This window comes from Allobosea sp. UC22_33, assembly GCF_042700715.1.
Classification (GTDB): domain Bacteria; phylum Pseudomonadota; class Alphaproteobacteria; order Rhizobiales; family Beijerinckiaceae; genus Allobosea.
This window is the reverse complement of the sequence record NZ_CP170556.1, coordinates 4511333-4537263: the sequence shown is the minus strand read 5'-3', so window position 1 is coordinate 4537263 and position 25931 is coordinate 4511333. Positions and strand designations below refer to the sequence as shown.

Below are 25931 nucleotides of genomic sequence, written 5' to 3'. Positions count from 1 at the left end.
GGTATCCCCTCCTCGTTTTCGAGTGATGCCGTTAGGTTCGGGGCTGTTTTGGAACTGGTCAAATCGAATGTTTCGCGCAATCCATGCCGAAATGTTATGTTCGGTTCGAGTGCGGATCGACCATGCTGAACCCGCGCCAGATCGAGGCTTTCCGGACGGTGATCGTGACCGGCGGCATCACTGCGGCGGCGCAGGCGCTGAACGTCACGCAGCCGGCGGTGACGCGATTGATCCAGGATTTGCAATACGCGCTCGGTCTGCCGCTGTTCGTGAAGCGCGGCGCGAGGTTGGTGCCGACGAGCGAGGCGCTGTCGCTCTACCGCGAGGTCGAGCGTCAGTTCGTCGGGCTGGAGCGGATCGAGAATGCGGCCCGCAACCTGCGCGAGGGGCGGGCCGGTTCGCTGCGGGTCGCGGCGCTGCCAGCCTTCAATGTCGGCTTCCTGCCGCGGGTGGTCGGCGGCTATCTCAAGCAGAGGCCCGATCTGGAGATCGCGATCTACGGCAGCATTTCATCGCAGGTCGTGGACTGGGTGACGTCCGGCTTCTGCGAACTCGGCTTCGCGCAGCTTCCCCTCGACTTTCCCGGGATCGATATCGAGATCCTGCCGGCGATGGCGCCGGTTGCCGTGCTGCCGACCGGGCACAGGCTGGCCGCCAAGGACGTGCTGGCGCCGGAGGATTTCGTCGACGAACCGTTCATCTCGCTCGAGCAGTCGACGCAATTGCGCTACCGCATCGACGCCCTCTTCTCGGCCCATCGCGTCGCCCGCCAGACCCGTGTGGAGACGCCGCTGTCGATGATCGCCTGCGGGCTCGTCGCCGCGGGCGCGGGGCTTTCGGTGGTCGATCCGTTCACGGCGGAAGAATATCGCGGCAAGGGTGTCGAGGTGCGGCCGCTCAAGCCGTCGGTGACCTACGACATCGCGATCATCTGGGGCGCCGGCCGCTTCCGTTCCGCGGTCGCACAGGATTTCGCCGAGACGGTTCGGGTCGCGGCGCTGAATTTCGCGGAAACCGTTGCCGGTTGATAGCGCCTTGTTGGGTCAGGTTCAGCCTCGGAGCCCGCTTTGTCATTCCGGGGCTTCGCGTAGCGAAGAACCCGGAACCCACGACCGGGTGAGCCGGCTGCAAACAGGCGCAGAATGTCTCGCCCAGTCGTGGATTCCGGGTTCGCGCCTTCGGCGCGCCCCGGAATGACAGCTCGGCCACCAACCACCAAGCAGGCGCCCCTAATCCCCGAACTGATGGATCCAGCCGGTCTGTCTGATGATGCAGCGGTTGCGCTCGTAACCGGCGATGACGGTGTCTCGTGCGGCGCGGCGGAGCGGTCGCATAAGCGTTGGACCCGACAGGGCGTCTCCGATGCGTTCCGCCAATGCTTCCGCGTCGTGAAAGGGAGCGAGCAAGCCGTTGACCCCGTCGCGGATCACTTCCTTCACCGGCTCGGTGTCGGAGCCGACGATGAGGCAGCCGCAGGCCATCGCCTCCAGCAGCGACCAGGACAGCACGAAGGGGACGGTGAGATAGACATGGACGGCCGAGACCTGGAACAGCCGGATCAGGTTCTCATAGGCCAGCCAGGGAATATGGAGGATGCGGTCGCCGAGCGCGGTCTCAGCGCACATCGCCTCGCGCCAGTTCTTGCCGTCGGAACGGGGGCGGCCATAGCCCGGGCCGTCGCCGCCGACCACGACGAAGAGTGCGTCAGGGTGCCGCTCTGCGAGAATGGCCGCTGCGCGCATGAATTCGGGATAGCCGCGATAGGGATCGAGATCGCGCGCGACGAAGGTGACGACCGGCATGCCCGTTTTCAGTATCCGGCCGTCGGGAAGAAGGAAGGCCGCCTCGGCATCTGGCCGGCAGACGCTGGTGTCGATGCCGTCATGGCAGACGGCGATGCGCTGGCGATAGGCCGCCGGATATTGCCGGCGCTGCCATTGCGTCGGCGCATAGGCGGCATCCAGCGTATCAAGGGCGAGGAGCTGGGCCGCGTTGCGCATCCGCACGCGCTGGCGATCGGCCGGGAGAATCGGCTCGTCGCTGCCGAAATCGAGGTCAGAGTCGGTGCTGCGATGGTAATATTCGCAATAGCCGATCAGCGCCGCGTCGGGCAGCGCGTCACGCGCGAAGAGCATGCCGCCCCAGCCCATATGACCGAGGACGACATCGGGCGGGTCGCTGCGGTTCAGGCGCTCCATCAACCGTGCCACCGCCTCCCCGGTGCGCAAGTGATATTCGGTCGCCGCAAGCGCGGGGTGCTGGGTCGCGGTCTCGTTGACCGCATAGGCGAGCTGGCGCACGCCCGGCGCCTCCTGCGCCGGGCGTTCCGTGATTAGCGTGACCTCGACGCCTTCGGCGACGAGGCTGCCGATCAAAGCAGCGAATTGACCAGATCCTGCGCGATGAACGAATAGGACATGCATGATGCGAGCAGCACTCCGCCGTAGCGGAGCGCGTCGTTCCACCACTGTTCGAGTTGGCGCAGGGTTTCGTGCGTCGTGTTGAGGTCGGTCTCGCGGTTGCTCTCCAGCCGCTGGCCGAACTGGCTGGCCTCGTCGAGCAGCCGCAACCGCTCGCACAGCATCTGCCCCTTCAGCGAAAGCGAGATGCGAGCCTGCCGGCGATCACGCGGCGAAGCTCCACGGTCGAGATAGCCGTTCTCGACGAGCTGCTTGAGATTATAGGACGCGTTCGAGCCACCATAGTGGCCGCGGTCCAGCAGATCGCGCACGGCGATCTCGCCTTGTCCGATCGTCATCAGCACCATCACCTGCGATGGCGAGATGTCGTCGATGCCGAGCTTGGTCAGCTCAAGCCGGAGATAATCCAGGAAGCGCCGGCTGACCCGCTCGATCACCCGCGCCAGATCAAAAGGGGAAATTCGGCGATCGGGGGCCTCGTCGAGGACACCGGAACCATTCGCCGGATGGTGGCCGTTCAAGGAACTGCCTGTGAATTGCTCGCCGCCGCGCAATTTGAAGTGCATTCCTTACCCCGCCTGATCGAAAATTAAACAATCCATCCGTTTGTCTCCTGTCGTATCGGGAAGCCTATAGGCAAAGCACATGCCATCTACGTTAGCTAATAGATAAGATTGTAGTAATCTTCAGATGGATGGAAACTAGTTCGAAATTCAAAATTTCTCATAGTATGGCCTTATTTGCTTCCATCCGATTCGACGAGTTAGACTTCTAATCTGTCATAATCTTGACACTCCCTCCATGTCTCATTGTAGGGCCGATGACGGGGCTTTCCCCATAATTCTCTCGGACCTCAGATTCCCTCATTCGCGGAGCCTTGCATGAAGGCGGTGAAGCCGGCGCCTGACGCCTTGATCCGGAATCTCCAGCGCTCCTTCGTCGGCGGCCTGAGCTATGCGGCGTTCCTCAGCCTGTGCGTGAACCTGCTGCTGCTGACCGTCCCGCTGTTCATGATGCAGGTGCAGGACCGGGTGACCGTCAGCCGCAGCTACGACACGCTGACGATGCTGCTGGTGATCGCGGTGGGGGCGCTCGTGCTCTATGGCGTGATCGAGTTCATCCGCTCGCTGACCTTCCAGGCGATGGCGAGCATCTTCGCGCGCAGGCTCAATCTGCCGGCTTTGCAGGCGGCGGTGAGCGCCTCGCTCGAGCAGGGCTCGGGGCAGGCCACGCAGGCGATTCGCGATCTCAACGATATCCGCTTCTTCATCGCGAGTTCGGCGATCGCCACGCCTCTGGAAGCCATCTGGTCGCCTGTCTTCCTGGCTGTTCTCTTCGCGCTTCATCCAGCCTACGGGCTGGTCGGCCTCGCCTCGCTGATCATCCTGCTGCTGCTCGGCGTGCTTTCGGACATGCTGACCCGCCGCATCCTCAAGGACGCCAACGAGGCCGGCGTCGCCAGCATCAACGAGGTCGGCGCCAGCCTGCGCCATGCCGAGACGATCGAGGCGATGGGCATGCTGCCGGCGCTGTCCAAACGTTGGCGCGGCCAGCAGCTGGCGATGATCGAGCAGCTCGACATGGGGACGCGGCGCGGCAAGTTCATCGCGGCGGTGACTCGCTCCTCGCGGATGACGATGCAGCTCGCGGTCTACGCCACCGGCGCCGTCCTGATCATCCGCAACGAGGTGACGGCAGGCACGCTGATGGCCGCGAGCATCCTGCTCGGCCGCCTGCTGGCGCCATTCGATTCGATGATCACCGACTGGCGGCAATGGGTTCTGTCCGCCGCGGCCTGGAAGCGCGTGCGCGAGCTGGTGCTGAGCCGCAGCTCGCAGCGCCAGACCGTGCCGACGCCGCCCTGCCAGGGCGATCTCGTGATCGACCGCGTGATCTATGCGCCCGCGGGGCAGGAGCAGACGGTCATCAAGAGCGTCTCCTTCACGCTCTCGCCGGGCGAGGTGCTCGGCGTGGTCGGCCCCTCCGGCGCCGGCAAATCGACCCTCGCGCGTCTGCTCGTCGGCGTGCTCAAGCCCAATGTCGGCGGCGTCTATCTCGACGGGCACAGCACCTATCTGTGGGAGCGCGGCTCCTTCGGCGCGATGGTCGGCTACCTCCCGCAATCGGTCTCGCTGCTCAACGGCACGATCGCCGAGAATATCGCCCGCATGCGCGAGCCCGACCCGCATGCCATCCTGGAGGCGGCGCGCATCGCCGGCGTGCACGAGCTGATCGGCCGCCTGCCGCTCGGCTACGACACCAATGTCGCCGACAGCGATTTCAATCTCTCCGGCGGCCAGCGCCAGCGCATCGGCCTGGCGCGCGCGCTCTACGGCATGCCGCGCCTGATCGTGCTCGACGAGCCCAATGCCAATCTGGATGCCGAGGGCGAGCAGAGCCTGATCCGCGCCATCGCGGCGGCGCGCGAGAGCGGCGCCATCGTCGTGCTCATCGCGCATCGCCCCTCAGTGATGCAGGTCGTCGACAAGCTGCTCGTGCTGCGCGAGGGCCGCGTGCAGCAGTTCGGGCCGCGCGGCGAGATCGCCGGCATGATCACGCCGGGCGGCCGGGTCGAGCTCGATCCGGCTGCCAAGGCTCCGGCGGCTCCGGCCCAGGTGCGCGAGGTGAAGGCATGACCGGAAACTCCCTGATCAAGCGCCGCGAGCATTCGCTGACGATCCAGGGCGACGTGGTCGATGTCGATGACGAGCGGGCGCCGAGCCTGCGCAATCTCGTGCTGGCCGGCGTCGCCGCAATCGGCGTCGGCTTCGGCGGTTTCGGCGCCTGGGCGGTGACGGCGCGGCTCGACAACGCCGCGGTCGCCAGCGGCATCGTCGCCGTCGACAGCAAGCGCAAGACCGTTAGCCACCTTGAAGGCGGCATCCTCAAGACCCTGCTCAAGGCCGAGGGCGAGCGCGTCGCGAGAGGCGAACCGCTGCTGCGGCTGGAGGATGCGCGCCAGCGCGCGGAGTTGCAGCAATTGCAGGCCAAGCGCATCGGGCTGGAAGCCAAGCTCGCGCGCCTACGGGCCGAGCAGACCAGCGCCGCGGAGATCGCGTTTCCCGCCGATATCGCGCAAATGACCTCGCCGATCGCCCGCGAGGTGCTGCGGTCGGAGCAGGGCCTGTTCAAATCCCGTGCCCAGGTTCATGGCGGCAAGGTCCATATCCAGCAGCGCGTGATCGAGCAGCATCAGGCGGAATCGGATGCGCTGAAGGCCCAGATCGACGCCACCGTCCAGCAGCGCTCACTGATCGACGAGGAGGTCAGGATCATGGCCGAGCTCTACGAGAAGCGCTACGCCAAGCGCAGCCAGCTCGTCGAGCTCCAGACCAAGCAGAGCGAGTTATCCGGCAAGGCCGGCGAACTCACGGCCCGCAAGGCCAAGGCCGAGCAGGCGGTCGCCGGGGCCAATCTCGAAATCCTCTCGATCAGCCTCGAGCAGCAGAACGATATCGGCGGCGAGATCCAGGAGGCCCAGCTGATGCTCTCGGAGGTGACCGAGCGCATCGTCCAAGCCGAGGACGTGCTGCGCCGGCTGGTGGTGACCTCGCCGCAGGAGGGCGTCGTCGCCAATATCCGGACGCGGACGGCGGGTAGTGCGATCGCGGCGGGCGAGGCGATCCTCGATATCGTGCCGGAGAATGAACCGCTGATCGTCGAGGCGAAGGTCGACCCGCGCGATATCGATTCGGTCCGCGTCGGGTCCAGCACCCGCGTGCGCCTGACCGCTTTCAACTCGCGCCTGCTGCCGCCCCTGGAGGCCAAGGTGAGTTATGTCGCGCCCGACCAGCTCGTGGACGAGAAGTCTGGAATTCCCTATTTCGTGGTGCGGGCCGAGATCGATCCCAAGAGCCTGCGGGATTATAAAGTCACGCTCCATGCCGGCATGACGGCGGAGGTCATGATCGTTAATGGCGCGCGCCGCGCGGTCGACTACCTGCTCTCGCCGATCACCGACAGCTTCAACCGGGCCTTCCGTGAGGATTGAGCCCTCGTTGACGATGCGCAGCCGGGCACACCCGCATAGCCGGACTTATATTTCGATTTTGAAAGTATATCCGTTGGAATATCGATAGTTTATTGATCGTAAAATAAAGACCAAATCATGCTGCGTCGCAAAATGATCACAATAAAAAGCTTGCTGCACTGCATCTATTGAGCAATCTTCGTTCGGTCGAGCGATGGCCTGATCTATCGATGGCTGTCGAACCAGTCCTGGTCTTCCCGTTCCGCGGTGCGGCCGCCGAATGATCCAGGTTCACAGATCGCCCAGGAGGTGCCGTATGGCGACGATCGAAGGAAGTGCATTCGACGACTTTTTGATTGGGAGTCGTTTCAGCGACGTGATTCTCGCCGGAGCTGGCGACGACATCGTCAAGGGTGGGGATCAGGTCGATTCCCTGTTCGGCGAGGAAGGCGACGACACCCTGTTCGGCGATGGCGGCAACGATGCCCTGTTCGGCGGCGAGGGTAACGATACCCTGTTCGGCGGGCTCGGCGACGATGTCCTCTCCGGCGACGAGGGCAACGATGCCCTGTTCGGTGGCGAGGGCAACGACATCCTCTCCGGTGGCGCCGGCGATGACATCCTGCGCGGCAATAACGGCGACGACGTCCTGATCGGCGGCGAAGGCAACGATATCCTGCAGGGCGGGCCGGGCGACGACATCCTCCAGGGTGGTGTCGGCAACGACGTCCTCCAGGGTGGCGACGGCGCCGATATCCTGAATGGCGGCGTGGGCGACGACATCCTGCAGGGTGGCGCTGGCGACGACATGCTGTTCGGCGGTGCCGGCAACGACATCCTGCATGGCGGCGCGGGCAGCGACACCTTCGTCTTCGAGGGTGGCGGCGGCAACGATGTCGTCCTCGATTTCGAGGCCGGGTCGGACATGCTGCAGATCGCCTCCGACATCAACGGCACGGGCATCGGCTCGGCGGAAGACGTCGCAGCGCGTGCAACCACGGTTGGCGGCAACACCGTCGTCGATCTCGGCAATGGCGACACGCTCACCCTGGTCGGCGTCAGCGCCGACGACGTCCAGGCCGATCCGAACGCCTACTTCACGGTCGCCTGACCCTGATGCGACCCCTCGCCCGGCCGATGCCGAGCGAGGGGTTTGCTGCCCCGGAGCGCGCACGCCCCCGGAAAGCGTCCCCCCGCTTTCCGCAAGCGCTCCGGGATTGTCTGTGCCGCAGGAGCGCTTTCATGCTTTCTCTCGCGCCCGTCGCGATGGCGACGACACCGCCTGCCCAGCTCGAACTCCACCGCCTCGGCGGCTCGGTCTTCCTGCTCTGCTGGACGCTCGAGGCTTCGCCCTTCGGCAAGCCCGCGATCGCGCTGACGGCTGGCGGCCGGCGCCTGCCTGCGGCCTCGATCACGCTTGGCCTGCGCGACGGACGCGAGCGGCTCGCCGTCGCCTTCCGCTCGTCCGGCCATGACAATGTCGTCGCGATGCTCAGCGACCACGGCCCGCAGGGCGAGGTGACGGCTGGCTTCGACCCCACGCTCGTCCACGGCCTTGCCGATCCGACCGAGATTCTCAGGGACCTGACGCCGCAGGCGCGCCTGACACTCGCCAATGCGCTGGTCCGCGCCTGGCCGCCGCTGTTCGGCCTAGCCGCGATCCCGAATTATCTCTCTTTTCTACGCCAGTTCCTGCTGACGCTGTTCCCCAAGCCGGTGGCGATGCTGCCGACTGCGGCGCTGGTCGAAGGCCAGTGGCTGTTCGAGACCGTTGTGCCCCCCGATTTCGGCGCCTTGCAAGGCGTCGCGCGCCTCGATGGTGCGGGGCTCGCGCGCCTCGATCTCAAGGCCCGTCTCGGCTCCTCCGATCGCAGCGGCAAGCGCGAGGTCCATCTCGTGCTCGATGCGCCGCCGAGCCGCGGCGGCGGGCTGTTGATCCTGCAAGGCGAACGCTCGTTGGTCCTGCGCGCTCTGCCCGGCCGGCAGGCTGCGCCTTCGCTCGGTCGCTGGTGGGCTGGCAAGGCCGCGAGCCGCGACGGCCTGCGCAACTGGGTGGTCGAGCAACTCGCTGGCCTGTCCGAGCAGGGGCGGTTGCTCGCGATCGAGATGCAGCGGCGCGTGCCGCTCGCGGTCCAGCATGTCCGCCGCAGCGACGACCTGCCGGCTGCCGAGCTTGATCTCGCGGTCTGCAACCAGGCTGGGCTCCTGATCGGAGGCTTGCTGCGCGATCCCGATGATCTCTTGGAAGAGGTGCTGCTGCATCGCGGCAATGGCGAGCCGATCGCGATCCTCTCGCGCCTGCAGCGCTTTCCCGTGCGCCTGCCGACCGGGACGGATGGCGAGACGCGCGCCGCCACGGGCTTCGCCGGTTTCGCGGCGGACTATGCCGGCGGCGCGCCGGTGCTGCAGCCGCGCTGCGAGATCAAGCTGAAATCCGGGACGACGCTGACGCTGCGCCCACCGGTGCAGCCGGCCGATCCGGTGACGATCCGGGCGCGGGCGCTGGCGGCGATCCCGCCGCAATATCTGACGGCGGATATGATCGAGACGACGCTCGCGCCGATCCTCGCCGCTTGTCAGGAAGATTTGCGCGAGAGCCGGCCGGAGCCGGTGATCAAGGCCTTCGGGCGGCTGCCGGCGCGGCCGAAGGCCTCGGTCGTGATCCCGCTCTACCGCGTCTATGATTTCCTGCGCGTGCAGGTCGCGGCCTTCGCCGGGGATCCGTGGTTCGCTGGCAATGCCGAGCTGATCTACGTGCTCGATTCGCCCGAGCACGAGGCCGAAGTCGCGCATCTGCTCGGCGGCCTGCATCTCGCTTATGGTCTGCCGATGCAATTCGTCGCGATGCGGCGCAATGGCGGCTTCTCGGCCGCCTGCAATGCCGGCGCTGCCGTCGCACGCGGCGAGGTTCTCGCTCTCGTCAATTCCGATGTCATCCCGACCGGCAATGGCTGGCTGGAGGGGCTGATCGCCAGGCTCGACCGCCGCGCGCGGGTCGGCGCGGTCGGTCCGAAGCTGCTCTATGACGACGGCTCGCTGCAACACGCGGGGCTGTTCTTCAAGTGCGACAGCAAAGGCACCTGGCTCAACCATCATTACTTCAAGGGCATGCCCGGCAGCTATGCGCCGGCCAATATCGAGCGGCCGGTACCCGGCGTTACCGGCGCCTGCATCGTGATGGCGCGCGATCTCTACGCGGAGCTCGGCGGCTTCGACGAGAGCTATGTGATCGGCGATTACGAGGACAGCGATCTCTGCCTCAAGATCAGGCGGGCCGGCTTCGGCATCCTCTATGTCCCGGATGTCGCGCTCTACCATCTCGAACGGCAATCGATCGCGCGCAGCGTCGATTACACGCGCGGCGCAGCCTCCCAGCACAATGCCTGGCTGCAATCGCAGCGCTGGGGCGCCCAGATCGATGCGCTGATGCAGGCCTTCGAGACCTCCGCGCCCGAGCTTGCCTTGCCGGCGCCCGCGCCCGCCGAACCCGATCTTGTTCCCCGCTTCAGCTTCCGGAGAGCGACCGCCGCATGACCGCCCTGAGACAGATCGCACCAGAGCCAGCTCCCGCGGACGCATCCGCCGGGCCGGAGCTCGACTGGCTTCTGGCCTCGCTGCAGAGCAATCGCTTCATGCCGCATCCGCCCGAAGGTTCGATTTTCGTCGGCGACGGCGATTATCGCGCGATCGGGGCCGAATTCCTCGGCCATTTCATCCGCATCGGCCGGCTGAAGCCGCATGAGCGCGTCTTCGATATCGGCTGCGGCATCGGCCGCATGGCCGTGCCGTTGACGCAATATCTCGATCCCGAGCGCGGCAGCTATGACGGCGTCGACCCGGTGATGGAAGGCATCCTCTGGTGCGCCCAGACGATCACGCCGGCCTATCCGCGCTTCCGCTTCCAGCGGCTCGACATCGCCCATCCGCTCTATAACCCGCAAGGGTCCCTGCCGGGCATCGAGGTCCGCTTCGGCTTCGCCAATGGCAGCTTCGATTTCGTGACGATGACCTCGGTCGCGACGCATCTGCCGCCGGACGAGCTCGTGGTCTACTTGCAGGAGGCCGCGCGCCTGCTGGCGCCGGGTGGGCGCCTCTTCCTTACCGCCTTCGCGCTCGACGGCACGTCGACCGGACAGGAGCGCCTCTCGTTCAAGCGCTGGCAGGACGGGCCGGGCTGGTACGCCATCGACGAGGCGCCGCTCGCCGCCGCCGGCATCGACAGCCGCTTCCTGCTGGAACAGACGGCGCAGGCCGGGCTCACCGTCGAGGCGCTGCGACCGGGGCATTGGCGCGGCATCAGCGCGGCGCATTACCAGGACCTGCTGATCGCGACGAAGCCGGGGGGCAAGGGTCCGGGAGGCCACGCATGAGCCGCCGCATCCTCGTCGTCGCGCATAACCATCCGTCGCTGCATCCGGGCGGGACCGAGATCTTCGCGCATGATTTGTCCCAGGCCTATCGCGAGCAGGGCTGCGAGGTTTTGTTCCTCGGTGCCACCAATGCGATGCATCGCGAGCCGCATCCCGGCACGGCGCTGCAGGCGGTCGGCGAGGACGTGGTTTTGTGGAGCGCACATTACGACCGCTTCCACATGAGCCAGATTGACCATTACGGCACGTTGCAGGACCTCGCGACGCTGCTGGAGGAGTTCCGGCCGGACGTGATCCACGTCCATCATCTCGTGCTGATCGGCGCGGAGTTCCTGACGCTGGCACGCCGGCTCCTGCCGCAGTCGACGATCGTGATGACGCTGCATGACTACTATCCGATCTGTCATCATGACGGGCTGATGGTGCGGCCGGGCGACCGGCAGCGCTGCAACGGCTCCTCGCCTTCGGCCTGCCATGGCTGCTTCCCGGAGATCGGCTCCGACCGCTTCCTGCTGCGCGAGCGCTTCATCAAGACCCATCTGGCGGCGGTCGATCGTTTCGTCGCGCCGAGCCGCTTCCTGCGCCAGCGCTATGTCGATTGGGGCCTGCCGGGTGAGCGGATCGAGGTCATCGCCAATGCCCGCCCGGCCCAGGAGGCCGCGCCGCATCGTCAGGCGGCAGGCCGGCGCACCAGCTTCGGCTATTTCGGCAATCTCAACCCCTGGAAGGGTGTGCTGCCGCTGTTGCAGGCGGCGCAGTTGCTGCGCGCTTCCGGCGAGACCGAGTTCTCCCTGCGCATCCATGGCGGCGCGCCGTTCCAGAGCGAAGCCTTCACCAGCGCGCTCGATACGGCGTTGGCCGGTGCCGAGGGTGTCGTCACCCATTGCGGGCCCTATTCCCGCGACGAGGTGCCGGGTTTGATGGCCGAGGTCGACTGGGTGGTGATGCCCTCGATCTGGTGGGAGAACGCGCCCCTCGTCATCCAGGAAGCCTTCCAGCACCGCAGGCCAACGATCGTCAGCGCCATCGGCGGCATGGCCGAGATGGTGCGCGACGAGATCGACGGGCTGCATGTCCGGCCGGGCGATCCGGCCGCGCTGGCCCGCACCCTTCGCCGGGCGATGGAAGAGGCCGGTCTCTGGCAGCGCCTCGTCCACGGCATCGCCGAGCAGCCGACGCTCGCCGGCTGCGCCGGCCGCCACCTCGCCCTCTTCGACAGCCTCAAGCTCGCAGAGGCCGCATGACAACGGCTCAGTATCAGGACAACGAAACCCGCCTTCCCAACGTCAATCCCGCACGCCTGAACGGACGGGTCGATGCCCTCGACGGCAGCCGCCTGCATGGCTGGATCTGGGACGAGGCCCGTCCGGATGAAGCGATCACGGTCAGGATTTCCCTGGACGGCAAGGTCGTCGCGGAAACGAAGGCCGACCAGAGCCGCATCGATCTCCGCCGCAACGGCATCGGCGACGGCAAGCACGCCTTCTCGATCGATCTCGACGAGGCGCTGGTCGCAGTACGCGCACATCTGACGGTGGTCGGCATTTCGCCTGCGACGGGGGCGGAATTCGAGTTGCGCCTGCCGGCTGCGGATGAGCTCGCGGCGGAAGCGGCGATCGCCGTGCCGTTGGCCCGCTTCTTCGACAAGGTCGAGATGCTTATCGTGCTCAACCGGCGCGCCCAGCTCGCCCAGAAGGAGCTCAACGAGAAGCTCGACCGCATCGCAGCGCGGCTCGAGGAGAACCATGCGCTGGCAGAGGCCACCAAAGCCGAGACCGAGAGCCAGAGCGAGATCGTGCGCCGGCTCGGCGAGCTCGACGTCTTTCAGCTCCGCTTCGACGGCACCTTGCGCGGCTTCGATGCGCGGCTGGACGCGATCCGCAAGGAGGCGCGGGCGCCGCTGCGGCAGGTCACCGTCATCCTCGGCTTCCTCTCGGCGCTCGCCGCGGTGATGTCCTTCGTCACGCTCGCCGTGACACTCTGGGGAGGCTGAGGCGATGAGCGAGGTCATCGTTCCCGAGAGGACAGCGATCGCGCAGGCGCCGACCGTCTCCTGGACGCCGCTCGGCGAGAACGCGATCCTCGTCCGCAGCCATTGCGACGCCATTCCGGCCAAGGTTCCGGTCGCGGTCGACGGCAATCCGCGCAACCGCGCCCAGACGATGGTGCTGAGCTGGCGCCGGCCCGGTGCCGAGCCCACGTCGGCCACCGGGTTTCTGTGTCTCGCTCCCGCGCCCAGCGTCGACAATAGCGGCACCGGCGCCCTGTTGATCGGGCGCCCCGGCCGTCCCCTGCGCCTGATCCTGGCGCCGAAGCCTCAACCCCTGCAGACGTTCCTGTCGGAGCTCGCCGACGATTCCGGCCAGGCTTTTCCGAGCGTCGTCGATGGCCTGCTCGAAGTGCTGCTGACCGGCGCGCCCAATCCGCGCCGCCTGCGGGCCGTGGCGATGCTGTTGCAGACGGTTGCGCGGCCGGGCGGCTTCGTCGAGGTGATGGGCAAGCTTGGCGAAACCGGCGGCGTCGGCGACGGCATCTTCCTGCAGGGCTGGACCTCCCATTTCGCGGCGGGGCGCGTGAAGCTGCTGATCTCGCATGGCGGCCTGTCGCCGGCTCATCTCGAAACCGGGACCTTCGAGCGCGACGATCTCGGCGAAGGCGCGCGCGGCTTCTTCGGCCTGCTGGAGGATTGCCACGCCCAGCATCCCGGCGAGATCGAGCGGCTCTATTTCCGCGGCAATGACGGCTGGCGCGCGCTCGAGGTCTATGAGCGCCATGTCCTGCTCGAGCCGATCACCGTGCCCGGCCATCTGCGCGACGGCTTGCAGCGCGGGACTGCCCCGCAGGCCACCGTCGATAAGTTGAAGCGCGCCTCGCAGCGCTTCGACGGGCGCGACACGGTCTGCCTGCTGGAGGAGCCGGTGCGGGCCGGTATCGACTCGGTGACGGTCGTCGAAGGCACCGGCGTGCTGATCATCGGCTGGCTGTTCGATCCCGAGCGTCGGGTCGGTGGCGTCACGCTGCGCAGCGGCAGCCAGTCCTGCGCCGTCGATCGCCTGTGGACCCGCGTGCAGCGCGCCGATGTGACCGCGGCCTTCGTGGAAGACCCGCGCTTCGGCCCGGCGCTGGCCTCCCGTCGCAACAATCACGGCTTCATCGTCTTCGCGCCGAAGCTGCTTCCCGAAGCCGGCCAACCGCTGTATCTCGCCTTCGAGGTGCAGGGCACGGGCCCCGCCTTCCTGCCGCTCGAACCGAATCGTGCCCCGGCACGGCGGGCGCTGGAGCGCGTGCTCGGCCTGCTCGACCCGCGCTCCTCGACCGCCAGTTCCGTGGTCGAGCGACAGATCGCGCCGGCCTTGCAGGCGGCGGAGATCGCGCCACCGCGCGCCGCGGAGACGCTCGACGTTGGGAACTTCGATCCCGAGGCACCGCTTGGCCTCGTCATCGGCCTCGATCATCGGCATCGCGAGTTGTCGGCGCTGTTCGCGTTGCTGGCGATGGACCCTGAAGCGCGGCCCTTGCCCATCGTGCTTGCCGCACCCTCCGAAAGCTTCGACCGCGTCGGTGCCGAAGCGCGGCGGCTCGCACGCTTCTATGGGCTTTCCGTGCGGCTCGTCGCGGTCGAGGGCGTCGAGGATGCCTGCGATGCGCTGGAGGCCGGCGTACGCGCCTGCCGCTTCAACACGGTCGCCTTGTTGTCCGGCGCCGCGCAGATCCGGATGCCCGGCTGGCTCGGGCGGCTGGAGCGGGCCTATCGGGCGCGCGGCGGCCAATGCGTCGCGAGCCCGACCTTGCTCTTCGAGGACGATTCCATCCGCTGGGCCGGTGCCTGGCTGGAAGGCGAGGGGGCGAGCCGGCGCATCGCCAACCGTTTCGTCGGCTATCCCCTGGAGGCCGTCGGCAATCTCGGCCCGATGGAGGTCGCGGCCGGCGCCAGCGAATGCTGCGTCCTGTCGCGTGCCGCCTTCATCGAGGTCGGCGGCTTCGCGCGCAATTATTTCACCACGGCGGAGAAGGGGCTCGACCTCTGCCTCAAGCTCCGGATGGCGGGCTCACCCTCGCTCTGGGTGCCCGATGTCGAGGTCTATGCCGTCGACGACGCGGAGACCGCGACGCCCCATGCTGGTGCGCTCGCCCAGCTCGCCGACCGCACCAGCTTCGACCGGCGCTGGGCGCTCGCCATCTCCAACATGAAAGGCTGAGGATGCGGGTTCTCGTGATATCGCACGGCCATCCTTCGCTCTCGCTCGGCGGGGCGGAGGTGGCGTCCTACAACCTGCACAAGGGCTTGCAGGCCGGCGAGGGCGTCGATTCCCATTTCCTCGCCCGCGTCGGCGCGCCGACGCCGCGCCATGCCGGCACGGCGCTGATGAGCCTGCGCCAGCGCGGCGGCGAACTGCTCTATTACGCCGAGGATTACGACCACTTCCTGATCTCGAACCGGGCCACCGACGAGATCGAGCGCGATTTCGTGCGCGTGCTGCACGATCTGAAGCCGGATGTGGTGCATTTCCACCATTTCATCGGGCTCGGACTCGAATGCCTGTTCGCGGTGCGCGACGCGCTGCCTGATGCGCTGATCGTGGTGACCTTCCACGAATATCTCTCGATCTGCCACCACCACGGCCAGATGGTGAAGACCGGCGCCTTCAAGCTCTGCTACCGGGCCTCGCCGACCGATTGCAACGCCTGCTTCCCGGAAATCTCGCCGGCCCGCTTCCTCGCCCGCGAGACCTTCATCAAGGGTATGCTGGGGCTGGCCGACCATTTCGTATCGCCGAGCCGCTTCCTCGTGGATCGCTATGTGGACTGGGGCCTCTCCGAGGAGCGCTTCTCGGTGATCGAGAACGGCATCGACGTGGCCGCCGCCGCCCCGCCGCGCCCTCTCCCGGAAGGTAAGGGGCGCCGCTCGCGCTTCGCCTATTTCGGCCAGCTCACGCCCTACAAGGGCGCCGACGTGCTGATCGACGCGGTGACGCGCATTCCCGAGAAGGTTTGGGGCGAGGATTCGATCCTGCTCGTCTATGGCGGCAATCTGGAGCGCCAGCCGCAGGCCTATCAGGACAAGTTCGCGAAGCTCGTCGAAGCGGCCGGGCGGCGCGTGCGCTTCTGCGGCGCCTTCCAGAACCGCGAGATGCCGAACCTGATGCGCTCGGTCGACTGGATGGTGATGCCCTCGGTCTGGTGGGAGAACTCGCCGATCGTGATCCAGGAGGCGTTCTTCCATGGCCGTCCGATCCTGGCGAGCAATCTCGGCGGAATGGCCGAGAAGATCACAGACGAGGTCGACGGCCTGCATTTCCGACCCGGCAGCCCGGAAGACCTTGTCGACTGCATGACGCGCGCGCTGACCGAGCCCGGCCTCTGGGAGCGCCTGCGCGGCGGGATCAAGCGGCCGATGAGCCATGTCGAATGCGCGGACGCGCATCTCGAGCTCTATCGCCGCCTCCTCACCGAACGTAGCAAGCCTGCCGCCGCGCGGCAGGACCAAGCCGCGATGATCGCCTGAAACCATAACGAAACAACAGGGGAGACCCGACCATGGCCCGCATCCTCGTCATAAGCCCCTCCGGGGAGGTCTATGACCACGACAATGTCCGCTGGTATCGCCATGCCGATCTGCAAAGCCATATCGAGCACTACCACAATATCGGCGACGCCTTCGTCTTCGATTCCTCGCTGAAGCTGCTCAATTTCGAGAAGCTCGACGAATTGCCGATCGACCACGTCGATCCCGCGATGATCGACCGGCTCAATGCCGAGTACGACTACGTCTTCCTGCGCGGCTCCAACTACGTCCATGCGCAGATGAACTGGTCGAAGGCGGCCGAGGTGTTGCGCCGGCTGAAGCTGCCGGTGATCGCCTTCGGCATCGGCGCTCAGGCTCCGGTCAGCGGCAAGCTGGAATTGAGCGAGGACACCAGAACGGTGCTCAAGCTCATTTCGGACTCGACGGCTTCGCTCGGCGTGCGCGGTACCTATTCGGCGGAAGTGCTGAACGATCTCGGCATCCGCAATGTCCGCATCATCGGTTGCCCGACGGCGTTCCGGAACAACGATCCCAACCTCGCCATCCGCCTGCCGCCGCTGGAGCAGATAAAGACCGCTGGCGTGACGCTGCGGCGCGAGGTCTCGAAGACCTATGCGCAGGACATCAAGCGCTACCTCACCTTCCATCGCTCCCTCGTGAAGGCGATGGCCGATCGCTTCGAGGTGACGCTGATGTCCCAGGGCGAGGTCGAGGAGAAGAAACTCGCGCTCGGCACGTCCGAGCAGAAGGCTCAGGCTCTCGCCGCGCTGAAGGAGAACGAGTGGGCCAATAACTGGTATCTCGATGAGCAGGTGACCGGGCTCTACCAGAGCCGGATGTTCTATTCCGACGTGGTCGCGGAATACGAGCGGCTGGTGCGCGGGCTCGATCTCGTGCTCGGCTACCGGCTGCACGGCAACCTGATGGCGCTCGCGAACGGCACGCCGTCGATCTACTTCACCTATGACAGCCGCACGGTCGAGTTCGCCGATACCTTCAAGATTCCGAGCATCGACGTCTTCGCCGGCCAGGATTTCAGGCTGGAGGAGCACTGGGAGCAGGCGCGCTTCGACCGTTTCAACACGGCCTATGGCGAAGTCTACCGCGCGATGAGCGCCTTCCTCAGCGAGAACAGGATCGACCACAAGATGGCCAAGCCGACTGCTGCTGGCCAGGAGGCGCCCGCGCCGGAACGGAAGGTGGCATGAGGGGCGCCTGCAACCTGCGCGGTGCGCTGTCGGCGGCCTGCCTGCTGCTGGCGCTGCCTGCGATGGCGCAGGGCTATCGACTCGAGCTTGAGCCCGGCGCGCAGGAGGAGACGGTAGTGTCCTGGGCACGCGAGCGCTGCGAGGAATGGGACCTGCCGGACGCGCCGTTGCGCGCCTTCCGCGACGACAAGGGCGAGGTTGTCGCCTTCGCCAGCCATTATCGCAGCCGGCCGCTGATCGGCGCCGACCTATCATCGATCCGCAAGAGCTGCGCGGTGTCCTTCGAAGCGAAGAACAGCGCCGATCCCAGCCAGTTCAGCGACAAGAGCTGGATCGCCGCGACCTGGACCGGCGACGGGCGCCATGTCCAGGCGCTTGTTCACGCCGAATACCATGCCGACAAACATCCCGGCGCCTGCCGCTTCAAGGAGGCGATGAGCTGCTGGTACAATGTCGTGACTGCCGCTCAGTCCGATGATGGCGGGCGCAGCTTCAGGACCGACGAGCCGCGCCCGCTCGTGGCGGCGCCGCCTTACAGGCAGGATGTCGGCCAGGGGCGGCATCGCGGCTTCTTCAACCCCTCGAATATCGTCGAGAAGGACGGCGCCTGGTATGCGCTGATCGCGACGACGGGCGGCGAGGGCCAGAAGAACGGCGTCTGCCTGTTCCGGTCGACGGACCTCAAGGATCCGACGACCTGGCGCGCCTTTGACGGGCAGGATTTTACGATTCCCGCCGTCGATCCCTATCGCGACGATCTGAGCCAGGCGCGGCCATGCCAGCCGCTGAAGAACCTGCCGACCACGGTCGGTTCGGTCACGCGGCACGAGGCGAGCGGGCAGTGGCTCGCGATCTTCCATCTCGGCCCCGATCCCCGGCAGGGCATCGTCGGCGGGCGCGTTGCCTATAGCTGGTCCAAGGACCTCGTGACCTGGGCGCCGCTGCAGACGCTGGTCACGCATCCGACGATGTGGAGCAAGGATTGCGGCGACCGCGACCGTTACAGCTACGGCGCCGTCGCCGATCCGGCCTCGCGCTCGCGCAATTTCGAGACCACGGGCGACCAGCCCTTTCTGTTCATGACCAAGATGCATGTCGCCGACTGCAAGGTCGGCCCGCAGCGCGATCTCGTCCGTATCAAAATCCGCATCGTGAAGGACAATCCATGAATGCGCCCGCCCATCCGCTTCCGGCCAGCCAGGCCGTGCAGAGCATGAAGATCCTGCGCGCCACCACGCAGGAGGTCGTCGTACTCGTCGCGCGCGAGCCCGGCGGAAGCTGGCCGTCATTGCGCCTGCTCATCGACGGGCAGGACTACGCCACGATCAACCCGGGCGCGCTCGCCACCGGTGATGCGACCGTGGCCGAGATCGCGATTCCGCTGCCGGCCCTGCCCGAGACGCGGCTGCGCTCCATTGCGGTCGCGGATGCGCGGACCGGCGCGCTCGCGCCCGGCTCGGAATTGCGCCCGGTCTCGAAGACGAAGCCGCTGCGGGCGCTGGTGATCTATCCCGCGGGCGAGGTCTACGACCATGACAAGGTGCGCTGGTATCGCGCACCGATGGAGAAGCTGCTCAGCGACTATTTCAATATCGGCGATATGATCGTCTACGACTCGACGCTGAAGCTCCTCGACTACGCGCATCTGGAGCCGATGAAGATCATGTCGCCGACGGATGCCGATATCGCGCGCTATGCCAGCGAGTTCGATTTCGTCTTCGTGCGCGGCTCGAACTTCATCCATGAGAGCATGGAGTGGTTCCGCGCCGTCGAGGTGCTGGAGAAGGTCAAGCTGCCGGTCTACGCCATCGGCGTCGGCGCGCAGGCGAGCCAGAATCGCCGGATCGAACTGCCCGAGGCGTCCCGGCACTTCTGGTCGATCGTGGCCGAGCGCTCGGCGGCGATCGGCGTGCGCGGTGCCTTCAGCGCCGAGACGCTCAGGCAGAACGGCATCCGCAATGTCGAGGTGGTGGGCTGCCCCTCGATCTTCCGCACCCGCAATCGCGATCTGAAGATCCGCATTCCCGACCAGCGCGACATCCGCAAGGTCGCGTTCAGCCTGCGCCGCGAGGCCGACAAGAGCTATACCGCCGACCCGGAAGCCTATCTGCGCAACCAGAAGGCTGCCTTGCTCAAGGTCGACGCCCAGAGCGAGATGGTGATGTCCTCGCATGGCGAGCAGGAGGAGAAGGCGTTCTTCCTGCGCGACCCCGCCGCCAAGGAGAAGGCTGTCGCCGAATTCACCCGCACCGGCTGGTGGAGCGGCGCGGACGATGCCGCGATGCGCCGGATTTACGAGAAGCAGCTGTTCTCCTTCTTCGATGTCGAGCATTACGACGCCTTCACTCGCTCGCAGGACCTTGCCGTTGGCTATCGCGTCCATGGCGTGCTGCCGGCCGTGGCGCATGGCGTGCCCGGCGTGCTCGTCGCCTATGACACGCGCAGCCAGGAACTGGCCGAGACGCTGAAGATCCCGGTCGTACCGGAGGCGGCGCTCGCCGAGGGCGGCTGGCGCGCGGTCTACCAGGAGGCGGCGTTGAACGGCCTCGCGAAGAGCTACGCCGGCTCCTACGACCGGATGCGCGGCTTCCTCGACCGGAACGGCATTCCGCACCGGATGTGAGGGACTGGCCGGGGCGGGATCACGGTCGAACTGCCCCGGATCTCGGAACGGCTTTCGCCGGCCCGGCAGGGCGCGAGGCCTCCCGGCTATCGGCTTCCACCAACCAGGAGACGATCATGAAGATCGAGTACGATGCGGGCACGGCGCTTTCGATCATGCGCGGCAACCCGGTGCGCGGCTGGACCTCGGGCAAGCCCGAGAAGATGGCCAGGGAGCGCCTGACCACCGGCGACTATGTCGCGGTGGAGCACAAGTCGAAGTTCCGGCTCGATCCGGCCGAGCCGATCTTCACCATGGGCTCCTGCTTCGCGCGCGAGGTCGAGAACATCCTGATGGCGCGCGGCCTGCCGCTGCTGCTCGAAGGCCATGGCGTGCCGGCCGAGCATTTCGAGAGCTGGAACGAGGAGAGCGGGCGCGGCGGCGGGGCCGATCGCGGTCAGCTCAGCCGGGGCGCGTTGAACAAGTACTCGGTGCGCTCGATGACGCATGAGCTCAAGCGCGTCCTGACGGGCGAGAGCTACCCGGACGAGGGGCTGATCGAGCTCGCGCCCGGGCAATGGTTCGATCCGCAGGCGAGTGGTCTCAAGCTGCTCGATCGCGAGAGCGCCTTCGCCAACCGCAAGCGCCTGACCGCAGCGACGGCGCAGATCAAGCAGGCGCGCGTCTGCTTCTTCACGCTGGGCCTGACCGAGACCTGGCTCGATGCGCAGACGGGCATTGCGATGAACGCCCATCCCGGCCCGGTCTGGCTGCAGCGGATGCCGGAGCGCTTCCGCTTCGTCGATTACGGCTATGACGCGACGCTGGCCGACATGCTCGACATCATCGGGCTGATCCGGGAGCACTGCCATCCGGAGATGCGCTTCGTCGTCACGGTGTCGCCGGTGCCCTTTGGTGCGACCTTCAAGGATGCCGACGTCATCGTCGCTAACAGCGCCTCGAAATCGGTGCTGCGGGCGGTGGCGGAGGAACTGTTCCGCCGCTTCGATTTCGTCGACTACTTCCCGAGCTACGAGATCGTGCTCAACTCGCCGCGCGCGCTCGCCTTCCAGGACGACCAGCTCCATGTCGCGCGCGACATGGTCCAGCATGTGATGGAGACCTTCCAAAGCGCCTATCTCGCGCCGCAGGAGCGGCCGCAGGCGGCTTGAGCAGCGGCGATGCCTTCAAGAACTGAGCCGCCCGGCTCCGTTCTTTGCTCAGCCGTAGCGCGCCTCCAACCGCCGATCGAGCCACAGCGCCACCAGCGTGCAGAGCGCGCCGGAGAGCAGGTAGAGCCCGACCCAGGCGAGGCCGAAGCTGCTCGACAGCGTCAGCGCCACCAGCGGGGCGAAGCCGGCGCCGATCAGCCAGGCGAAGTCGGAGGTCAGGGCTGCGCCGGTATAGCGGTATTGCGGCTTGAAGCTGGAGGCGACCGCGCCAGCCGCCTGGCCATAGGCGAGGCCGAGCAGGCCGAAGCCGATGATCACGTAGATCGTCTGGCCGGCCAGGCTGTCGCCGAAGAGCAGCGGGGCGACGATGCTGGAGAGGCTGAACAGCGCGATCATGCCGCCCGAGAGCAGCAGCGTGTTGCGGCGCCCGATCTGGTCGGCGATCAGGCCGGAGGTGACGATGGCGCCCGCGCCGACCACGCCTCCGGCGGCCTGCACCAGCAGGAACTCCGAGACCGAGCGATCGGTGAAGAGGTTGATCCAGCTCACCGGGAAGATGGTGACGAGGTGGAAGAGCGCGAAGCTGGCCAGCGGCACGAAGGCGCCGAGGATGAGCGTGAGGCCGTGGACGCGGATGAGCTCGAACACCGAGACCGGCACCAATTCACGCGTTTGCATCAACTGGGCGAATTCCTGGGTCGCGACCATGCGCAGGCGGGCGAACAGCGCGACGACGTTGATGGTCAGTGCGACGAAGAAGGGATAGCGCCAGCCCCAGCCGAGGAAATCCTCCCGCGACAGGGCGCCCTCGAAATAGGCGAAGAGGCCGGCCGCCAGGATGAAGCCGAAGGGGGCGCCGAGTTGCGGCAGCATCGCATACCAGCCGCGGCGATTGGCCGGGGCGTTGAGCGCGAGCAGCGAGGACAGGCCGTCCCAGGCGCCGCCGAGCGCGATGCCCTGCAGCAGGCGGAAGCCGGCGAGGATGACGATCGACCAGACGCCGAGTGTCGCATAGCCCGGCAGGAAGGCGACGCCGGCGGTCGAGCCGCCGAGCAGGAACAGCGCGGCGGTGAGCTTGGTCGCGCGGCCGTAATGCCGGTCGATCGCGAAGAACAGCATCGAGCCGATCGGGCGGGTGACGAAGGCCAGCGCGAAGATGCCGAAGGAATAGAGCGTGCCGGTGACCCGGTCGGCGAAGGGGAAGACCAGCTCGGGGAAGACCAGCACGCAGCCGAGCCCGAAGACGAAGAAGTCGAAATATTCCGAGGTCCGGCCGATGATGACACCGAGCGCGATATCGGCCGGCGACACGTGGTCGCGGCCATGCGCGTCGGTCGGATGCCTCGATGGATGGCTCGCTGCGTCAGCGCTCATGACCGCGAATTCCTCGTTGGGAGGCAGGCCAGCAGGACCGGGCTTGCCCGCACCTCATACAAATGGATACGGTGGATAGAAGCTACCCGTCAAACCATCGCAATGGGACAGATTGTCCGATGTGCGTTGCGGGCGAATGGGAATAGAGAACGGCTGTTCCCGGATCAGGGAGGTCTCGAGTCTCTTGAGAATCTGTCGCATTCTACCGCTTCTGCCGTTGTTCGCGCTGCTTGGCGGCTGCCAGATGGTGCTGCTCGGCCCATCCGGCGATGTCGCGCTCCAGCAGCGCAATCTCCTGCTGGCTTCCACTGCGCTGATGCTGCTGGTCATCGTGCCGGTGATGGCGCTGACGATTTTCTTCGCCTGGCGCTACCGCGCCTCGGCCAAGGCCAGCTACGATCCGGACTGGAACCATTCGCTGCCGCTGGAGGTGGTGATCTGGTCGGTGCCGCTGCTGATCATCATCGTGATCGGCGCCATGACCTGGATGGGAACGCATCTGCTCGACCCCTATCGCCCGCTCGACCGGATCAGTGCCGGTAAGCCGGCGGTCGAGGCCAAGGCCGGCGGCAACGGCGTCCGCAAGGAGCCGCTGGTGATCCAGGTCGTCGCGCTCGACTGGAAATGGCTGTTTCTCTACCCGGCGCAGGGCATCGCCTCGCTCAACGAGGTGGTGGCGCCGGTCGACCAGCCGATCGAATTCCGCATCACCTCGTCCTCGGTGATGAACTCGCTCTTCATCCCCGCGCTCGCCGGCCAGATCTACGCGATGCCGGGCATGCAGACCAAGCTCAACGCCGTGATCAACCATGCCGGCGAGTTCGAGGGGTTCTCGGCCAACTATAGCGGCGCCGGCTTCTCCGACATGCGCTTCCGCTTCCGCGGCGTCGACGACAAGGCTTTCGGCGACTGGGTGCAAGGCGCGATCCGCAACGGCAGCACGCTGGGGCGCGAGGAATATCTCGTGCTGGAAAAGCCGAGCGAGCGCGAGCCGGTCCGCTATTTCCGCGACATTCCGTCAGACCTGTTCAGCGCCGTCCTCAACATGTGCGTCGACCGGGCCAAGATGTGCGCGCGCGACATGATGGCGCTGGACGCGAAGGGCGGCGGCGGCAAGGAGGGCATCCATATCGTCGCGCAGCTCGAATACGACAAGAGCGTGCGCCGGGGCGGGCAGCCGATGCCGCCGCGCCCCTTCGTGACGGCGATCTGCACGCCGACCGATGTCTACGGCACCGCGGGCGTCAGCGCTCGCGTCGCCAACTGAGGCTGGGAACGATGACCTCCTATCCCGACTGGTGGAAGCTGATCTTCGGGCGCTTCACCCTCGAGGCGATCCCCTATCACGAGCCGATCCTGATCGCGACCTTCGCCGCCGTCGCGCTCGGCGGCCTCGCGCTCGTCGCGCTCGTCACCCGCTACAAGCTCTGGGGCTATCTCTGGCACGAGTGGTTCACCAGCGTGGACCACAAGAAGATCGGGATCATGTACATGATCCTCGGCGTGATCATGCTGCTGCGCGGCTTCGCCGACGCGCTGATGATGCGCGGCCAGCAGGCGATCGCGTTTGCCGGCAACGAGGGCTACCTGCCGCCGCATCATTACGATCAGATCTTCACGGCCCATGGCGTGATCATGATCTTCTTCGTGGCGATGCCCTTCGTCACCGGCCTGATGAACTATGTCGTGCCGCTGCAGATCGGCGCGCGCGACGTCGCCTTCCCCTTCCTCAACAATTTCTCGTTCTGGATGACAGTGAGCGGCGCCGTCCTGGTGATGATGTCGCTGTTCGTCGGCGAATTCGCCAAGGTCGGCTGGCTCGCCTATCCGCCGCTCTCGGGGGCCGCCTACTCGCCCGGAGTGGGCATGGACTACTACCTATGGGCGTTGCAGATCGCAGGCGTGGGCACGACGCTGTCCGGCGTCAACCTGATCGCGACCATCGTGAAAATGCGGGCGCCCGGCATGGAGATGATGCGGATGCCGGTCTTCACCTGGACCTCGCTCTGCACCAACGTGCTGATCGTCGCGACCTTCCCGATCCTGGCGGCGACGCTCGCGCTTTTGACGCTCGACCGCTATGTCGGCACCAATTTCTTCACGAACGATCTCGGCGGCAACCCGATGATGTACGTGAACCTGATCTGGATCTGGGGACACCCGGAGGTCTACATCCTGATCCTGCCGATCTTCGGGGTCTATTCCGAGGTGGCCTCGACCTTCTGCGGCAAGCGCCTCTTCGGCTATGCCTCGATGGTCTACGCCACGGTGGTCATCACCATCCTGTCCTATCTCGTCTGGCTGCACCATTTCTTCACGATGGGCTCGGGCGCCAGCGTGAATTCCTTCTTCGGCATCACGACGATGATCATCTCGATCCCGACAGGGGCGAAGATCTTCAACTGGCTGTTCACGATGTATCGCGGCCGCATCCGCTTCGAATTGCCGATGCTGTGGCTGCTCGCCTTCATGATCACCTTCGTGATCGGCGGCATGACCGGCGTGATGCTGGCGGTGCCTCCGGCCGATTTCATCCTGCATAACAGCCTGTTCCTGATCGCCCATTTCCACAACGTCATCATCGGCGGCGTGGTCTTCGGCGTCTTCGCCGGCATCGCCTACTGGTTCCCCAAGGCCTTCGGCTTCAAGCTCGACCGGTTCTGGGGCCTGCTCTCCTTCTGGTTCTGGGTGATCGGCTTCTACGTCGCCTTCATGCCGCTCTACGTGCTCGGCCTGATGGGCGTGACGCGGCGCCTCAGCCGCTTCGAGGATCCCTCGCTGCAGATCTGGTTCGTGATCGCGGCGATGGGAGCGGTGCTGATCGCGCTCGGCATCCTCTGCTTCATCATCCAGATCGGCGTCAGCATCGTCAGGCGCGAGCAGCTCAGCGACACGACCGGCGACCCGTGGGACGGGCGCACGCTGGAATGGTCGACCTCCTCGCCACCGCCGGCCTACAACTTCGCGTTCACGCCGATCGTGCATGACCTCGATGCCTGGGCCGACATGAAGAAGCGCGGCTACCGGCGCCCGCTCGGCGGCTTCCGGCCGATCCATATGCCGCGGAACACGGGGGCGGGCGTGATCATCGCCGGGCTCGCCACGATCTGCGGCTTCGCGCTGATCTGGTACATCTGGTGGCTGGCGGCGCTGACCTTCGTCGGCGTGGTCGCGACCGCGATCGCGCATAGCTTCAACTACGACCGCGACTTCCACATTCCCGCCGACGATGTCGTGCGGGAAGAGGAAGCGCGCAGCCGACAGCTCGGACGGGCCTGAGGGGCGATG

At 66.3% G+C, this 25931-nt stretch carries 19 protein-coding genes; 16 read left to right on the top strand and 3 right to left on the bottom strand.

Going from position 1 to position 25931, the window contains the following annotated elements:
• Positions 1 to 122: 122 nt before the first annotated feature.
• The gene (locus ACFJGT_RS21930) at positions 123 to 1028 is read left to right on the top strand and encodes a LysR substrate-binding domain-containing protein (RefSeq protein WP_377842405.1); all 906 of its coding nucleotides are present in this window, start codon (positions 123 to 125) and stop codon (positions 1026 to 1028) included.
• Positions 1029 to 1229: 201 nt separating this feature from the next.
• On the opposite strand, the gene ACFJGT_RS21925 is transcribed toward ACFJGT_RS21930, so the two are convergent.
• Positions 1230 to 2375, bottom strand: a complete 1146-nt coding sequence (locus tag ACFJGT_RS21925) for a glycosyltransferase (RefSeq protein ID WP_377842401.1) — start codon at positions 2373 to 2375, stop codon at positions 1230 to 1232.
• Positions 2372 to 2974 (bottom strand): MarR family transcriptional regulator, encoded by a 603-nt coding sequence (locus ACFJGT_RS21920; protein WP_248311376.1) that lies wholly within the window; start codon positions 2972 to 2974, stop codon positions 2372 to 2374. The genes ACFJGT_RS21925 and ACFJGT_RS21920 overlap by 4 nt, the downstream gene beginning before the upstream one ends.
• Before the next feature lie 327 nt (positions 2975 to 3301).
• On the opposite strand from ACFJGT_RS21920, the gene ACFJGT_RS21915 reads away from it, so the two are divergent.
• The 13 genes from ACFJGT_RS21915 (at position 3302) to ACFJGT_RS21855 (ending at position 21269) form a co-directional block, all read left to right on the top strand.
• Complete coding sequence (locus tag ACFJGT_RS21915; protein ID WP_377842395.1) at positions 3302 to 5056, top strand: type I secretion system permease/ATPase; 1755 nt, start codon at positions 3302 to 3304, stop codon at positions 5054 to 5056.
• Positions 5053 to 6411 (top strand): HlyD family type I secretion periplasmic adaptor subunit, encoded by a 1359-nt coding sequence (locus ACFJGT_RS21910; RefSeq protein WP_377842392.1) that lies wholly within the window; start codon positions 5053 to 5055, stop codon positions 6409 to 6411. The genes ACFJGT_RS21915 and ACFJGT_RS21910 overlap by 4 nt, the downstream gene beginning before the upstream one ends.
• Positions 6412 to 6706: 295 nt before the next feature.
• Entirely contained in the window at positions 6707 to 7501 is a 795-nt protein-coding gene (locus tag ACFJGT_RS21905) for a calcium-binding protein (RefSeq protein ID WP_377842389.1), read from the top strand.
• A gap of 131 nt (positions 7502 to 7632) precedes the next feature.
• Entirely contained in the window at positions 7633 to 9924 is a 2292-nt protein-coding gene (locus tag ACFJGT_RS21900; protein ID WP_377842386.1) for a glycosyltransferase family 2 protein, read from the top strand.
• The gene (locus ACFJGT_RS21895; RefSeq protein ID WP_377842384.1) at positions 9921 to 10760 is read left to right on the top strand and encodes a class I SAM-dependent methyltransferase; all 840 of its coding nucleotides are present in this window, start codon (positions 9921 to 9923) and stop codon (positions 10758 to 10760) included. Before ACFJGT_RS21900 ends, ACFJGT_RS21895 begins: the two co-directional genes overlap by 4 nt.
• On the top strand, positions 10757 to 12004 hold the full coding sequence (locus tag ACFJGT_RS21890; RefSeq protein WP_377842382.1) for a glycosyltransferase family 4 protein: 1248 nt from the start codon (positions 10757 to 10759) through the stop codon (positions 12002 to 12004). The genes ACFJGT_RS21895 and ACFJGT_RS21890 overlap by 4 nt, the downstream gene beginning before the upstream one ends.
• Positions 12001 to 12753: a hypothetical protein gene (locus ACFJGT_RS21885; protein ID WP_377842380.1), complete on the top strand. Its 753-nt coding sequence runs from the start codon at positions 12001 to 12003 to the stop codon at positions 12751 to 12753. The genes ACFJGT_RS21890 and ACFJGT_RS21885 overlap by 4 nt, the downstream gene beginning before the upstream one ends.
• A gap of 4 nt (positions 12754 to 12757) precedes the next feature.
• Positions 12758 to 14959 carry a glycosyltransferase family 2 protein gene (locus ACFJGT_RS21880; RefSeq protein WP_377842377.1) on the top strand — a complete coding sequence of 734 codons (2202 nt, stop codon included), beginning with the start codon at positions 12758 to 12760 and terminating at the stop codon, positions 14957 to 14959.
• 2 nt (positions 14960 to 14961) lie between these two features.
• Complete coding sequence (locus tag ACFJGT_RS21875) at positions 14962 to 16266, top strand: glycosyltransferase family 4 protein (RefSeq protein WP_377842374.1); 1305 nt, start codon at positions 14962 to 14964, stop codon at positions 16264 to 16266.
• Between the two features lie 32 nt (positions 16267 to 16298).
• A complete protein-coding gene (locus tag ACFJGT_RS21870) occupies positions 16299 to 17495 on the top strand; it encodes a polysaccharide pyruvyl transferase family protein (protein ID WP_377842372.1) in 1197 nt (398 codons plus the stop codon).
• Entirely contained in the window at positions 17492 to 18664 is a 1173-nt protein-coding gene (locus ACFJGT_RS21865; protein ID WP_377842370.1) for a hypothetical protein, read from the top strand. Before ACFJGT_RS21870 ends, ACFJGT_RS21865 begins: the two co-directional genes overlap by 4 nt.
• A complete protein-coding gene (locus ACFJGT_RS21860; RefSeq protein ID WP_377842368.1) occupies positions 18661 to 20118 on the top strand; it encodes a polysaccharide pyruvyl transferase family protein in 1458 nt (485 codons plus the stop codon). Before ACFJGT_RS21865 ends, ACFJGT_RS21860 begins: the two co-directional genes overlap by 4 nt.
• 116 nt (positions 20119 to 20234) lie before the next feature.
• A complete protein-coding gene (locus tag ACFJGT_RS21855) occupies positions 20235 to 21269 on the top strand; it encodes a GSCFA domain-containing protein (RefSeq protein ID WP_377842365.1) in 1035 nt (344 codons plus the stop codon).
• Between the two features lie 48 nt (positions 21270 to 21317).
• On the opposite strand, the gene ACFJGT_RS21850 is transcribed toward ACFJGT_RS21855, so the two are convergent.
• Entirely contained in the window at positions 21318 to 22643 is a 1326-nt protein-coding gene (locus ACFJGT_RS21850; protein WP_377842363.1) for an MFS transporter, read from the bottom strand.
• Positions 22644 to 22779: 136 nt separating this feature from the next.
• On the opposite strand from ACFJGT_RS21850, the gene cyoA reads away from it, so the two are divergent.
• Both cyoA and cyoB read left to right on the top strand, forming a co-directional pair.
• Entirely contained in the window at positions 22780 to 23910 is a 1131-nt protein-coding gene (gene cyoA, locus ACFJGT_RS21845) for a ubiquinol oxidase subunit II (RefSeq protein WP_377842360.1), read from the top strand.
• Positions 23911 to 23921: 11 nt separating this feature from the next.
• Complete coding sequence (gene cyoB, locus ACFJGT_RS21840) at positions 23922 to 25922, top strand: cytochrome o ubiquinol oxidase subunit I (protein WP_377842357.1); 2001 nt, start codon at positions 23922 to 23924, stop codon at positions 25920 to 25922.
• Positions 25923 to 25931 lie beyond the last annotated feature (9 nt).